Below are 13,159 nucleotides of genomic sequence, written 5' to 3'. Positions count from 1 at the left end.
CACACACCCCGAGGGCCGGACGCCGTGAACTACAGCCGTGTGATTCTCCACAGCTGTGGACGGTCCTGTGGATAAGTCTGTGGGTGCGTGGTGGATTGCTGGCTGGACGGGGCGGCTGTGGAGGAGCGGGCGCGTCTCGGCGACGTCCTCACTCCAGGTCGAGGCCGGTGCGGAAGGCGCGCAGCTGGGCGCCGGTGGTGCGCAGACCGCGGATCGAGAAGGTGTCGAAGGCGGCGCTGATGGTCTGGGCGGTGCGGATGATGAAGGTGGTCATGGCGAGGGCTCCTTTTCGGTCGTTGTCTCCGGTCGTTGTCGTGGCGACATGACCATTCTTCGTGGTTGGATAATCACGTGCAACGATCATCAAGACAGAGAATGATCATTCGGGCGGTGGGTCAGCAGCGGATGACCGTGGACGCGCTGATCGCGCTGACGGGGGCGTCCCCGATCACGATCCGGCGCGATCTGGCCGATCTGGAGGGGCGGGGCCTCCTGAAGCGGGTGCACGGCGGGGCTGTCCGGGTCGACAACCGCGGCCAGCCGATGCCCTACTCGCTGCGCTCGCACGAGAATCTGGAGCAGAAACTCTCTCTGGCTACGGTCGCGGCGTCCCTGATCGACGACGATCAGTCGGTCATTCTCGACAACGGCACCACGAACGACGCGCTAGCGCAGACGCTCGTCGGCCGCCGGATGACCGTCCTGTGCCTGTCGCTGCACGCTGCGGTCGCGCTCGGGACGAGTCGGGACATCCGGGTGATCGTTCCCGGCGGACTGATCACTCCCGACAGCTTGTCCGCGACGGCGGCGGCATCCATTCAGGCGGCGCGCGACATGCGCGCGGATGTGTCCGTGCTCGGGGCCTGCGCGGCGTCCCCGGCGCACGGGCTTACCACCGCCACCTGGGACGACGCCCAGATCAAGCGGGCGATCGCCGCGGCGGGGGCACGACGAATCATGCTCGCCACCGGGCAGAAGCTGGCGCGGACGTCCAGTTTCCGGTTCGGTGGGTTCGATGACTTGGACGACCTCGTCGTTACCGAGGACGCCCCCGAGGCTGTTGTCGATCAGTTCCGCGAGGCGGGCGTCCAGGTGCACGTGGCCCCCGAAACAGCGAGGAGAAGCGACGATGATTGAGCACGACCGGCGCGGGGGCGCGATTCGCGCCCGCGGCGTCCTGCTGGATATGGACGGCACCCTCGTGGACTCGACCGCCGTCGTCGAACGGCTCTGGGCGGAGTGGGCGACCGCGCACGGGCTCGACCCTGCGGGCGTGCTGGCCGTCATCCACGGGAGGCAGAGCCACGAGAGCATGCGCGACCTGCTGCCGGGGCGTCCGGACGAGGAGAACCTCGCCGAGAGCCGCGCCCTGCTCGCGCGGGAGACGGTGACGCTCGAGGGCGTCCGGGAGATCGCGGGCGCGGGGGCGTTCGTGGCCGCGCTCGAGGGCGTCCCGCACGCGTTGGTCACGTCGGCGACCGTCCCGCTGGCGACGGCTCGAATGGACGCCGCGGGCGTCCGGATGCCTCCGGTCGCGATCGCCGCCGAACGGGTGTCGAGGAGCAAACCGGACCCGGAGGGCTTCCTGGTCGCGGCCGACGCACTCGGACTGGCGCCGGAGGACTGCCTCGTCTTCGAGGATTCCGGTGCCGGCATCGACGCCGCCCGACGCGCGGGGATGCGGGTCGTGGGCGTGGGTTCCGGGGCGGCGGCCCGCGGCGCCGACTGGACCGTGGCCGACCTGCGCGGCGTCCGGGTGGACGCCGGAGGGCACGGGGTGGCGATCACGCTGCCCCGGTGAGCGATACTGCCGCGAGCCGAACGGGGCCAGCGTCTCGGCGAACCGGCTCGGATCTTGGCGATCAACGCTGTGGGGGAATCATCGGTGCTTGCCAGATGGGAGAGGAGGAAGTCTCGGGCCAGGGTTGAAACGGGAACGCCGCGCTGCTCGGCCAACAGGGTCAAAGCGCCCAACTCCTCGGCGTTCAGTCGGACTTGGAGCGTCTTGGCCCCCTTGTGACCTTGCTGCCGGGTGCCTGAAATGACAGGCGTGTAGTTCTCCCCAGGTGTGGACAGAGTTGTGGATAACCCTGTGCGTGCGCGGTGGATGCCCGGCTGGACGGGCGCGTCCGGGGCCGAGGCTGCTGACCTCCGGTTGCGAGTCCCGAGGGCTCCTGCGATCCGTAGGCCTGGGTGATCGGGCAGTCCCGCGGCGGGGACGGTCACGATGCGACAAGGTGTCGCGCCTGGGTGGACGGTCCAGAACTCCAGCTGTGTCGTTCTCCCCAGGTGTGGATGCGCCTGTGGATAACCCTGTGGGTCGAAGGTGGACGCCGGGGTAGACAGGACTCCCGCGCGTCGCGATCGGGCGGTCAGCGGACGCCCAGCGTGCGGTACTTCTCGGCGCGCTCCGCGAGCCGGAGCTCGCCGTCGGCGGACACGACCCGCCGGAGCTCGGCGGAGACGGCGTCCAAGAGTCCGGCGCGGAAGGCGTCCGGGTCGGCGGCGGCGTCCGGAGGCTCCGGGACGACCCGGTCGACGATCCCGTTGCGCAGAAGGTCCCGCGCGCGGACGCCCTGGGCCCCGGCCAACTCCGCCGCGTGCTCGGTGTCGCGGTGGACGATCGCGGACGCCCCCTCCGGCGGCAGCGGCGCGAGCCACGCGTGCTCGGACGCCAACACCCGGTCCGCGGGCACGAGCGCCAGCGCGATGCCGCCCGCGCCTTGGCCCATCAGCAGGCTGACGGTGGGGGTGGGGAGGGTGAGGAGTTCGCTGAGCGTCCGGGCGATCTCGCCGGCGAGGCCGCGTTCCTCGGCCTCCTTCGACAGCGCCGCGCCCGGCGTGTCGATCACGGTGAGCAGGGGCAGCCGTAGCTCCCGGGAGAGCCGAAGCCCGCGCCGCGCCTCGCGGAGGGCCGCGGCGTCCAGGGGGTTCTCGAGGGTCTGCCCCTCGCGGCACTGACCCAGGACGACGCAGGGCTCGCCGCCGATCCGCGCCAGCGCGAGCACCGAGCCGGGGTGCGACTCTCCGTCGCCGGTGCCGTTGAGCATCGTGACGTCCGTGGCGCCCGCGAGCAGGAACCGGACGCCCGGCCGGTCGGGACGCCGCGTGGCCAGCACGGACGTCCAGGCGGGGGTGTCGGTGAGGTCGTCGGGGTCGGGGTCGGGGCTCGGGCCGCGGTCCGGCTCGGCTGCGGATGCCGCAGCGGACGCCCCCTCACCCGGCTCCCGCGCCACCACCTGGAGAATCCGCGCCCAGGCGGACCGCACCTGATCGGGCGGGACGACGGCGTCCACGATGCCGCGGGCCTCGAGGTTCTCTGCCAGCTGGACGCCGCTCGGGAACGGCCGGCCGTAGAGGGCCTCGTACACGCGCGGGCCGAGGAACCCCAGCAGCGCGCCCGGCTCGGCCAGCGTCACGTGGCCCAGGGACGCCCACGACGCGAAGACGCCGCCCATCGTGGGGTGCCGGAGGTACACGAGGTACGGCAACCCAGCGGCCTTGTGGTCCATGACCGCCTGGGTGATCTTCGCCATCTGCAGGAACGCGAGGGTGCCCTCCTGCATCCGGGTCCCGCCGCCGACCGGCAGGGCGAGCAGCGGCAGGCCCTCGCGGGTTGCCCGGGCGATGGCGTCCGCGAGCCGGACCGCCGTCGCGACGCCGATCGAGCCGCCCAGGAACCGGGGGTCCCCCGCGATGAGGGCGACGCGGCGTCCGGCCAAGGTCGCCTCGCCGGTGACGACCGACTCGTCCAGACCGGTCGCCGAGCGCGCCGCCGCCAGGTCGGACGCGTAGGCGTCCGAGATGCCCGGCGGGTCGGTGGGCGGGGTGTCCCAGGACGCCCACGACCCGCGGTCGGTGACGACCGCGATCAGCTCACCGACCGGCGGCCGGACCATTACGAGATCAACGCCACGACGAGGACCAACGGCAGCGAGCACAACGACGCGATCGACGTGACGGTCGTCATCGTCTTGAGCGTGCCCTGGGTCGTCAGGCCGAGGAGGGCCTTGAACATCCAGAAGAAGTTGCTGTTCACCTGCAGCGCGAACATCGACCCGGACGCGATCGCCAGACCGATCGCGATCGGCGACACGTTGATCTGCGTCAGGATCGGCGCGATGATGCCGGACGCCGCGATGGCCGCCACCGACACCGACCCGATCGAGAGGTGCAGCACCGCCGCGATGAACCAGGCGAGCAGGATCGAGAGGACGATCGGGGCGCTGGCGTCCGCGCTGAACAGGCCGCCGAGCACCTTCGCCAAGCCGGTCGCCTCGATGACGTCGCCGAGCGAGCCGCCGATGCCGGTGACGAGCAGGATCTCGCCGGTCGTGTGCAGGCCGTCGCTCAGCGCCTCGGCTGCCCGGTCGCGCCCCACGCTGATGCGCGACAGCGCGTACGCCCCCAGCAGGCCGACGAACAGCGCCACGTTGGCGTTGCCGAGGAACGCGATGAACTCGTTGCTGAGGTTGAACAGGTCCATGAACGCCCCGAAGGCGATCATCAACAGCGGCACGATGATCGGCAGGAGCGAGATCGACAGGGGAAGGGACTTCGTCCTCGGCTCGGCGACGGCCACCGCGGAGTGCGGGTCGGCCGCCACGAAGGGCACGCTTTCCTCTTGCGCCGGCTCCTCTTGGCTCTCGAGTTCGTTCAGGGCCTCGTTCTGCTCTTCGTCCTTGTCGGACTTCCACCAGCCGAGCTTGAGCATGCGGCTGAACAGGAAGGTCGTCACGAGGGCGGTGACCGGGCCGATCACGATGCCGTACAGCAGGTACGTACCGAGCGGGATGCCCAACAGGCCCGAGATCGAGATGGCGGACAGGCCGGGGACGACGAACACATAGCCGCAGAAGATGCCGCAGCCGAGCGCCCCCGCCATCAGCGCGAGGCCCGTCTTGCCCATGTGCTTCGCGGACTGCCGCGCGATCGGCGCCGCGAGGACGACCTGCACGTCGACGTAGATCGACGGGAAGATGGTGGCCAGCGCGACGGTCAGACCGTACGGGATGCGCTTGGTGCCGAAGACCTTCAGCAGACCTTCGACGATCTTGCGGAAGGCGCCCGTCGTATGAAGCAACGCTCCGATGAGGACGCCGAAGCCGATCAACAGACCGACCTTCTCCATGATGCCGCCGAAGCCCCCGGTGATCGCCTTGACGGTGCCCTCGAAGCCGACGCCGGCGGCGAGGCCCAGGTAGAGACAGCCGATGACGAGCGCGATGACCGGATCGATCTTCGCTTTGATGATGAGCAGGACCACCACGATGATCGCGATGGCGGTGTGCAGGGCAACCATCTCGGGATCTCCTAGCTGCGGTCGGCGATGACCGCTCCGATGGATCTCAGGAGAAAAGTAGCGCACGAGCACCCTGGTCGGGCCGGAATCGTGGGAGGCCGTGCAGTGCCATTCAGAGAATGCGCGGGCCGTCGGGGCGGGAGCGTCCACGGACGCGCTCGCCGGGCTCGCCGGGCTCGCCCGGAGGTCGACAGCGCCGGCCGGCATCCGGTCGCGGTGGGCTCGAGGGAAGATTCCGGGACGCCTGCGGGCGCGTCCTCGGGTGCCTATGCTGAAGCCATCCCACGGGAGCCCGGGCACGGGTTGAGAACAGGCTGACGCCGCCTGGACCGTCGAACCTGTCCGGATCATGCCGGCGAAGGAAGTGAAGAGTTCCGTGTTATTCCTCAATGGAGAACCGGTCCCGTGCGAGCGGGACAAAACCCTGGGCGCGTACCTCGATGAGGCGGGCTTCCCCCTCGACCGGATCGCGGTCGAATGCAACGGGACGATCGTCCCCCGCTCTGAGCGGGCCACGCGCGTCCCGCACGAGGGCGATCGGATCGAGATCGTCCAGTTCATGGGGGGCGGTTAGTGTCCGGGGAGGCGTCCGTCGGACCGCAGGGCGGGGGAGGGACGCCGACGCTCCCGAGCGAGGAGCAACTCGTCGACGCCCTGCAGGCGCGCATGGGGGCCGACGCGCAGCGGAGGCTGGCCGAGGCGTCCGTCGCCATCGCGGGGCTGGGCGGGCTCGGGTCGAACATCGCGATCGCCCTAGCCCGCACGGGCGTGGGACGCCTGCACCTGATCGACTTCGACGTCGTCGACCTCACCAACCTCAACCGGCAGCAGTACGGCATCGCGGACCTCGGCAGGCCCAAGACCGAGGCGCTGCGGGACGCGATCGTCCGGATCGACCCGTATCTCGACGTGGTGACGGATCGCGTCCGGCTGGACGCAGCGCTGGCGGTGGACGTCTTGGGCGGCTACCCGATCGTGGTCGAAGCGTTCGACAAGCCGGACGCCAAGGCGATGCTCGTGGACGCCCTCTGCCCGCTGCCCGGAGGGCCCATCGTGGTCGGGGCGTCCGGCATGGCCGGCCTCGCGCCGGCCAACCTCATCGCGACCAGGCGTATCACCGACCGCTGGTACCTGTGCGGCGACGGCCGCAGCGACGTCGGCTCGGGGCTGCCGCTGCTGGCGTCCCGGGTGGCGATCTGCGCCGGGCACCAGGCGACCGCGGTCGTCCAACTCATTCTCGGAAAGGACATCACATGACGAGCAACACCCCCGCGAACGGCGCCGATCCCCTCGTGCTGGGCGGGCATCAGTTCACGTCCCGGTTCATTCTGGGCTCGGGCAAATACAACCTGGACCTCATCCGGGCTGCGGTCGAGCAGGCCGGCGCGCAAATCGTGACGCTGGCGCTGCGCCGGGCGACGGCCGGCGCCGAGAACATCCTCGACTACATCCCGGCGGGGGTCACCCTGCTGCCGAACACCTCGGGCGCCCGGACAGCGGAGGAGGCCGTCCGGATCGCGCGGCTCTCACGCGAACTGGGCTGCGGTGACTTCGTGAAGGTCGAAGTGATCAGGGACACGCGCTACCTCCTGCCCGACAACCACGAGACGATCCTCGCCACCCGGACGCTCGCCGCCGACGGGTTCGTCGTCCTGCCGTACATGCACCCCGACCTCAACGTCGCCCGGGACCTCGTGGACGCCGGCGCCGCGGCCGTCATGCCGCTCGCCGCGCCCATCGGATCGAACCGGGGGCTCTCCACGCGGGACTTCATCCAGATCCTTGTCGACGAGATCGACGTCCCGATCATCGTGGACGCCGGCATCGGGCGTCCCTCGCAGGCGTGCGAAGCAATCGAGATGGGCGTCGCGGCGATCATGGCGAACACCGCGATCGCGACGGCAGCCGACCTCCCGCGCATGGCCGGCGCGTTCCGGGGCGCGATCGAGGCGGGCCGCGCCGCGTATCTCGCCGGGCCGGGCCGCGTGCTGGAGCGTGGCGGGGCGGCGTCCTCTCCGCTCACCGGGTTTCTCGCGGAGGTGGGCGCGTGAGGCACACCGATCACTGGGCCTACTTCAGTGGGCAGGAGCGGCTCGGCTCACCCCTCCTGCCCACGGTGCTGGATGCCGTGGCCACCGCCCGATTCGACGCGTGCGGCGAGGCGGACGTCCGGGCGGTGCTCGGCCGCGGCGTCCGGACGCCGCGGGATGCCGCCGTCCTGCTGTCGCCGGCGGCAGCCGGGATGCTGGAGGAGATCGCGCAGGCCGCCCAGCGGGCGACCCGCGCCCACTTCGGGACGTCGGTGCAGCTCTTCACGCCGCTCTACCTCGCCAACTACTGCGCGAACGTGTGCACGTACTGCGGCTTCTCCGCGAACAACCGCATCCGGCGCTCGCGGCTCACACCCGAGGCCCTGGACGCCGAACTGCGCGCGATCGCCGACACCGGCCTGGAGGAAATCCTGCTGCTGACCGGCGAGAGCACGAAGTTCTCGGGGGTCGAGTACATCGCGGACGCCGTCCGTCGTGCCGCAGCGCTGTTCCGGACGGTGGGGGTCGAGATCCAACCCCTCAACTCCGGCGACTACCGCGTCCTGCACGACGCCGGGGCCGACAGCGTCACCGTGTACCAGGAGACGTACAACCCGGCTGCGTACGACCTCCTGCACCTCGGCGGACGGAAGCGAAGCTTCCCGTTCCGGTTCGAGTCGCAGGAGCGGGCGCTGATCGGGGGCATGCGCGGCGTTGGCTTCGGAGCCTTGCTGGGCCTCGATGACTGGCGCCGGGATGCGCTCGCCACGATCGTGCACGCCCGGGCCGTCCAGCGGACATATCCCCACGCGGAGATCACGCTGTCGTGCCCCCGCCTGCGTCCGACGGTCGCCGACGCAGGGATGAACCCACGTGACGTGGGGGAGCGGGAGCTGCTGCAGGTGCTCTGCGCCTACCGGCTTGCCCTGCCGTTCGCGGGCATCACCGTCTCGACTCGCGAAGGCGCTACGTTCCGCGACCACGTGGTGGGTGTAGCCGCGACGAAGGTGTCCGCGGGCGTGAGCACCGGGGTCGGCCAGCACGCCGACGGCCTCGACGAGGGCGATGAGCAGTTCGAGATCTCCGACGGGCGGAGCGTGGACGACATGACGTCGGCGCTCCGCCGGCTCGGGCTGCAGCCGGTGCTGACGGACCACATCTTCGTCTAGACCGCGGACGCTCGTCGGACCCGCACGGCCAGCGCGGGGCCGCCCGCGCGCTCAAGCCCGCGCGTCGGGCCCGTCGTCGAGCCGCCGGAACCGTTCGTGTCGACGCGGCACCCGCGCGCCATCGACTCGATCGGGTGGGAGCACCTCGGGGACGCCATCGTGGCCGAGCCTGACCTCCCACCGCCCGGGGTCGGGACCCGTCCAGAATCGAACTGGCTCGCACAAGCGATGATGATGGGGGCAGAGCAACACGAGGTTCTCCAACGCTGTCGGCCCGAGCATCCACCACGGGATGATGTGGTGGGCCTCGCACTCGGCGTCAGCGCCGTCGCACCCGGGGAACACGCACCCCCGATCCCGTTCAGACAACGCTTGGCGCAGGGCGGCGTCGACCAGGCGCCGCGTCACGCCGAGATCGACCGGCTGCGACCGCGAGCCGAGCACGACCGGCATCACGTCGGCGTCGCACAGCAGCCGCCGCAGTTCCCCCGGCGGGACGCAGGCCTCGCCACCGATCAGCCCGGCCTGCTCGGCACGCTCGACCATCGTGTCGTAACTCATCGACACGACGACCCGCGGCCGGTCACCCGCGACCTTCGGGGCACGACCGGGCCTGGCGTGCTCGGCGACGAGCCGCACGAGGGCGTCCGCGCGCCGCTGACCCGGCGTCCGGCGGAGCGCCTCACGATCGCGCGCGTCGCGTGCCCCGCGGCGCTCGGACTGTTCGTACGCCGCGATCAGCCGCTCAAGCCCGGCGCACTCGGCGGTGGGCAACGAACCGAAGATGAGCGTGGACCCCTGCCCGTCGGGGGTGAACCGCACGAAGCGCCGCAGGCGCGCCACCCGATACCGCGCCTCCGCTCGCTCGGCCTCGGTCAGCGACGACTCCGGATGCCCGAGCGCCTCGAGCAATTCCGGCCCCGACTTCGCCAACCGCGGCGGCGTCGCCCGGCGCGCCCGCTCCACCAGCCATTCCTCGGCCCGCGCCCGCTCGCCGGCCCCGAAAGACTCCGGCAGCTCGGCCAGCACGCGCTGGGTGGCGCGCGCGTGCGCGACGGACGCCTCGCCCGCCAGCACCGCAGCGCGCACCCGTTCGTGCTCGACGAGTTCGCGCCCGGAGAGGACCGCGCGCGTCGCCTCGCGACGCCCGGTTCGCTCGTCGAGCGTGAGCCAGGTGGTCATGGGGGTGCCCTGGGCCCGCTCGGACGCCTCCGCCGCCTCCGCCTCGCCGACCAGCAGGTCGGCGAGGCCGCGCGCACGATCTGCCACCGCGGTGGCCAGCCGAACCCAGCCCAAGCGCTCCTCGGCCGTCGCGGACGCCCGCCCGACGTGATCGACACGGTCGAGCAGCGCTCCGGCGAACTCGAGCGCCTGCCCGACCCCGAGGCACGCGCCGTCGAGCGCGGCCAGCCCGGCGGCCACCATGGCCCCCGGATCAGCCTCCCCGCTTCTCATGCCCCGGAACCCTACCCACCGTCCCCGACATTTTCACGGGCTCACGACGCACCAAAACCCCACGTCAACATAGTCGAATACCACCATCAAACAAAAAAGTGTTCGATTAGTTGCAACGCCCCCAGTGGCCAGGGGAAAGACCGCCTCACCCAGCGGACGCCGGCGACCCGGTCTCCTCCTCGTCGCCTTCCCACTCCTCGGGCGGCAGCGGGCTGCCGGGCAGCCGGACGGTGAACTCCGCGCCTCCGGACGCCGCCCTCCCGGCCTTCACCCATCCGCCATGGGCCTGGATGGTCTGGGCGACGATGGACAGCCCAAGCCCCGATCCGGGCGTCGTCCGGGCCTGGTCGGAGCGGTAGAACCGCTCGAAGACGTGCGGCAGGTCGTCGTCGGAGATGCCCGGCCCCTCGTCGGAGACGACGAGCCGGTCGCCCTCGAGCGAGACGTGGATCGTGCCCCCCTCGGGGGAGAACTTCACCGCGTTGTCGAGCAGGTTCGTCACCGCCCGTTCGAGCGCGTCCGCTTCGCCGATGAGGTAGTGCGGCTCGAGTTCCACGTCCCAGTGGATGCCGGGCCCGCGACGCTTCACGCGGGCGAGGGCGGCGTCCACGACATCGCGGAAGTCGATCGGGATCGGGTGCGCCTGCAGGGTGTCCTCGCGGGACAGCTGGACGAGGTCGCCCACGAGCGTGGTGAACTCCCCCAACTGCGCCGCGACGTCCCGCAGAATGTCGCCCCGCGCCCCAGCCGGCAGCATCCCCTGGCGCTCGTCGGCGACGAGCAGCTCGACGTTGGTCCGCATCGAGGTGAGCGGCGTCCGCAACTCGTGGCCGGCGTCGGCGATGAGCCGTTTCTGGCGCTCGCGCGACAGGTCGAGCGCCTTGAGCATCCGGTTGAACGCCCGCCCGAGATCGGCCACTTCGTCGTTGCCGTGCACCTCGATGGGCACGAGCCGGTTCGTCACGGTGACATGGGCGACGGCGTCCGACAGCACGCGTAGCGGCTGGATGGCCGAGCGCGCGATCTGGTAGCCGAGTAGCGCGGCCCCGACGATTCCGAGCCCGCCGAACGTGAGCAGCGAGTACACCAGGCTCGACATGATCGCCTCGGTCGGCCCCAGCGGACGCCCGAGCACGAGCGCATAGCTGTGCACCCCCCGCGGCAACGGGACGGAGATGATGCGGTACGACTCGCCGGTGTTGCTGACCCCCGTCCGCGCGGAGGCGCCGATGCCGGTGCGGGCCACCCGGAGTTCCTCCGGGCCCGTCACGAGCCGTGTCTGCCCGGCGGGCAGCGTGATCGTGTAGTTGTCGGCCCGTAGCAACTCCACGGTCACGTTGGCCGCGTGGAGCGCGTTGGGGTCGACCCCGCCGAGGCTCTCGAGGTCCTGCTGCAGCCAGGTGGACGTCACCGCGGCGACATCGACCAGTTCGTTGTCGAGTTGCGCGTAGACGGACAGGAGGGTGATCACGTAGGCGGCTCCGCCGGTGATCGCGACGGCTCCCGCCACGGCCGCCGCGATGAGCAGCGCCAGGCGGTCCTGCAGAGGGCGGCTACGGGCGGTGAGCCACTCGCGCAGCCACCGGATCACGGGGGAGTCTCGCGCAGCACGTAGCCGATGCCGCGGACGGTGTGGATGAGCCGCGGCTCACCCGGCGCCTCGGTCTTGCGGCGCAGGTACCCGATGTAGACCTCCAGGGAGTTGGCCGTGGTCGGGAAGTCGAAGCCCCACACCTCGTTGAGCAGCCACCCGCGCTCGAGGACGCGGCGCGGGTTCTCGAGAAACGTCTGCAACAGCGCGAACTCGGTGCGCGTCAGGGAGATGCGGCGGCCGTTGCGCGCGACCTCCCGCGTCTGGTTGTCGAGGGTGAGCCCCTCGAAGCTGAGCACCTGATTGGCCGGCGGCTGCGGACTGTCGTTGCTCTCCCCCGAGGGCTCGCCCTTCGAGCGCCGGGTGAGCGCGCGCAGTCGCGCGAGCAACTCGTCGAGAGAGAACGGTTTGGCCATGTAGTCGTCGGCACCCGCGTCGAGCCCGTCGACCCGGTCGCCGACCGCGTCGCGCGCGGTGAGCACGAGGATCGGCACATCGTTGCCGGACGCCCGCAGCATGCGGGTCGTCTCCAGGCCGTCGAGGCGGGGCATCATCACGTCCATGATCACCGCGGCCGCCTTCTGGGCGGACAGGTGCGCGAGAGCCTCGACGCCGTCGGACGCCGTGGCCACCTCGTAGCCGCTGTACTGCAGTGAACGCGCCAACGAGTCGCGGACGGCCTGATCGTCGTCGACAACGAGGATGTGCATAAGGGCAGCCTACTGTCCGGAGAGCCTGCGCACCTCCCTGACCACTCCAGGCATCGCGGACTCGATCGCGACAAGGGTTTTATCGAAATCCTCCGGCCCTCCGTACCACGGGTCGGGGACGCCGGACCCGGGCTTCGCCGCCGGGTCGAAGTCGGTGAGCAGCGCGATGTCGGCGTCGGGCGCGAGCCGCTTCATCATGCTGACGTGCACCGGCTCGGCGGCGACGACGAGGTCGGCGCCCTCGATCTCGGCGCGGGTGATCTTGTGCGCGTGATGGCCGCCGGAGCGGTAGCCGTGGGCGTCCAGCACCGCGCGGGCGCGGCGATCCATCGGGCCGCCGTGCTCCTCGTCGCTCACGCCGGCCGAGGTGACCTCGGCGTCCAACCCCTCCTCGGCTAGCCGCTTCTCGGCCACGCGCGCGGCCATGGGGGAGCGGCAGATGTTGCCCCAGCAGACGAAGACGACCTTGACGCTCACCGATGCACCTGCTGACGGGACGTGAAGGCGCCCAGCAGGAAGCTGACCACCGACATCAACAACGCCCCGAAGAACGCGGAGACGAAATTGCTCACGTGCCAGGCGATGCCGAGGTGGCCGGCCACCCACGACGTCAGTAGCAGGAGCGCGGCGTTGATCACGAGCAGGAAGAGCCCGAGCGTGACGAGCAGCAGCGGGGACGTGACGAACACGAACAGCGGTTTCACCAGGCTGTTCACCAGCCCGAAGATGACGGCGGCGAGCAGCAGGGCGAGGATCTTCTGCTCCGGCCGACTCGCCGTCAGCACGATGCCGGGCACGAGCCAGGTCGCCACCCCGAGGGCCAGGGCGTTGACTAAGAAGCGAACGATCATGAAGTGATCCTTCCATGGCTGGCAAAATCGGGCCATCCGTATCGAAAGGCG

General features: G+C 70.8%; 13 protein-coding genes and 1 riboswitch. Of the genes, 5 read left to right on the top strand and 8 right to left on the bottom strand.

Going from position 1 to position 13,159, the window contains the following annotated elements; all coding sequences use genetic code 11:
- Positions 1–148: 148 nt before the first annotated feature.
- On the bottom strand, positions 149–274 hold the full coding sequence (locus WMJ97_RS05790) for a hypothetical protein (RefSeq protein WP_347348027.1): 126 nt from the start codon (positions 272–274) through the stop codon (positions 149–151).
- A 77-nt stretch (positions 275–351) separates the two neighbouring features.
- On the opposite strand from WMJ97_RS05790, the gene WMJ97_RS05785 reads away from it, so the two are divergent.
- Both WMJ97_RS05785 and WMJ97_RS05780 read left to right on the top strand, forming a co-directional pair.
- Positions 352–1,137: a DeoR/GlpR family DNA-binding transcription regulator gene (locus tag WMJ97_RS05785; RefSeq protein WP_347348026.1), complete on the top strand. Its 786-nt coding sequence runs from the start codon at positions 352–354 to the stop codon at positions 1,135–1,137.
- A complete protein-coding gene (locus WMJ97_RS05780) occupies positions 1,130–1,801 on the top strand; it encodes an HAD-IA family hydrolase (protein WP_347348025.1) in 672 nt (223 codons plus the stop codon). Before WMJ97_RS05785 ends, WMJ97_RS05780 begins: the two co-directional genes overlap by 8 nt.
- Positions 1,802–2,372: 571 nt before the next feature.
- Here WMJ97_RS05780 and WMJ97_RS05775 read toward each other — a convergent pair.
- Both WMJ97_RS05775 and WMJ97_RS05770 read right to left on the bottom strand, forming a co-directional pair.
- Complete coding sequence (locus WMJ97_RS05775; protein ID WP_347348024.1) at positions 2,373–3,899, bottom strand: carboxyl transferase domain-containing protein; 1,527 nt, start codon at positions 3,897–3,899, stop codon at positions 2,373–2,375.
- Complete coding sequence (locus tag WMJ97_RS05770) at positions 3,899–5,302, bottom strand: SLC13 family permease (protein ID WP_347348023.1); 1,404 nt, start codon at positions 5,300–5,302, stop codon at positions 3,899–3,901. The genes WMJ97_RS05775 and WMJ97_RS05770 overlap by 1 nt, the downstream gene beginning before the upstream one ends.
- 274 nt (positions 5,303–5,576) lie before the next feature.
- Positions 5,577–5,683, top strand: a riboswitch (TPP riboswitch).
- Between the two features lie 192 nt (positions 5,684–5,875).
- Between WMJ97_RS05770 and thiF the strand changes: the two genes are divergently transcribed.
- Genes thiF through thiH form a run of 3 tightly spaced genes read left to right on the top strand, consistent with a single transcriptional unit; the run spans position 5,876 to position 8,501 of the window.
- Complete coding sequence (thiF, locus tag WMJ97_RS05765) at positions 5,876–6,559, top strand: sulfur carrier protein ThiS adenylyltransferase ThiF (RefSeq protein ID WP_347348022.1); 684 nt, start codon at positions 5,876–5,878, stop codon at positions 6,557–6,559.
- Positions 6,556–7,353: a thiazole synthase gene (locus WMJ97_RS05760; protein WP_347348021.1), complete on the top strand. Its 798-nt coding sequence runs from the start codon at positions 6,556–6,558 to the stop codon at positions 7,351–7,353. The genes thiF and WMJ97_RS05760 overlap by 4 nt, the downstream gene beginning before the upstream one ends.
- On the top strand, positions 7,350–8,501 hold the full coding sequence (gene thiH / locus WMJ97_RS05755; RefSeq protein ID WP_347348020.1) for a 2-iminoacetate synthase ThiH: 1,152 nt from the start codon (positions 7,350–7,352) through the stop codon (positions 8,499–8,501). Before WMJ97_RS05760 ends, thiH begins: the two co-directional genes overlap by 4 nt.
- Positions 8,502–8,552: 51 nt before the next feature.
- On the opposite strand, the gene WMJ97_RS05750 is transcribed toward thiH, so the two are convergent.
- From WMJ97_RS05750 to WMJ97_RS05730, 5 genes are all read right to left on the bottom strand, one after another.
- A complete protein-coding gene (locus WMJ97_RS05750) occupies positions 8,553–9,956 on the bottom strand; it encodes a DUF222 domain-containing protein (protein WP_347348019.1) in 1,404 nt (467 codons plus the stop codon).
- Between the two features lie 145 nt (positions 9,957–10,101).
- Positions 10,102–11,547 carry a HAMP domain-containing sensor histidine kinase gene (locus tag WMJ97_RS05745; RefSeq protein WP_347348018.1) on the bottom strand — a complete coding sequence of 482 codons (1,446 nt, stop codon included), beginning with the start codon at positions 11,545–11,547 and terminating at the stop codon, positions 10,102–10,104.
- Positions 11,544–12,257: a response regulator transcription factor gene (locus tag WMJ97_RS05740; protein WP_347348017.1), complete on the bottom strand. Its 714-nt coding sequence runs from the start codon at positions 12,255–12,257 to the stop codon at positions 11,544–11,546. The genes WMJ97_RS05745 and WMJ97_RS05740 overlap by 4 nt, the downstream gene beginning before the upstream one ends.
- Before the next feature lie 9 nt (positions 12,258–12,266).
- On the bottom strand, positions 12,267–12,734 hold the full coding sequence (locus WMJ97_RS05735) for a low molecular weight protein-tyrosine-phosphatase (RefSeq protein WP_347348016.1): 468 nt from the start codon (positions 12,732–12,734) through the stop codon (positions 12,267–12,269).
- Positions 12,731–13,108: a phage holin family protein gene (locus WMJ97_RS05730; RefSeq protein ID WP_347348015.1), complete on the bottom strand. Its 378-nt coding sequence runs from the start codon at positions 13,106–13,108 to the stop codon at positions 12,731–12,733. Before WMJ97_RS05730 ends, WMJ97_RS05735 begins: the two co-directional genes overlap by 4 nt.
- Positions 13,109–13,159 lie beyond the last annotated feature (51 nt).

The organism is Nigerium sp., assembly GCF_039811905.1.
In the GTDB taxonomy this organism is placed as follows: Bacteria; Actinomycetota; Actinomycetes; order Propionibacteriales; family Propionibacteriaceae; genus Propioniciclava.
This window is presented reverse-complemented; position numbering and strand designations above follow the sequence as displayed.

Bases quoted from the DNA above. Each gene is read 5' to 3' on its own strand.
- WMJ97_RS05790 (WP_347348027.1), bottom strand. From the start codon at position 274: ATGACCACCTTCATCATCCGCACCGCCCAGACCATCAGCGCCGCCTTC.
- WMJ97_RS05780 (WP_347348025.1), top strand. From the start codon at position 1,130: ATGATTGAGCACGACCGGCGCGGGGGCGCGATTCGCGCCCGCGGCGTC.
- WMJ97_RS05775 (WP_347348024.1), bottom strand. From the start codon at position 3,899: ATGGTCCGGCCGCCGGTCGGTGAGCTGATCGCGGTCGTCACCGACCGC.
- WMJ97_RS05770 (WP_347348023.1), bottom strand. From the start codon at position 5,302: ATGGTTGCCCTGCACACCGCCATCGCGATCATCGTGGTGGTCCTGCTC.
- WMJ97_RS05760 (WP_347348021.1), top strand. From the start codon at position 6,556: ATGACGAGCAACACCCCCGCGAACGGCGCCGATCCCCTCGTGCTGGGC.
- WMJ97_RS05750 (WP_347348019.1), bottom strand. From the start codon at position 9,956: ATGAGAAGCGGGGAGGCTGATCCGGGGGCCATGGTGGCCGCCGGGCTG.
- WMJ97_RS05740 (WP_347348017.1), bottom strand. From the start codon at position 12,257: ATGCACATCCTCGTTGTCGACGACGATCAGGCCGTCCGCGACTCGTTG.
- WMJ97_RS05730 (WP_347348015.1), bottom strand. From the start codon at position 13,108: ATGATCGTTCGCTTCTTAGTCAACGCCCTGGCCCTCGGGGTGGCGACC.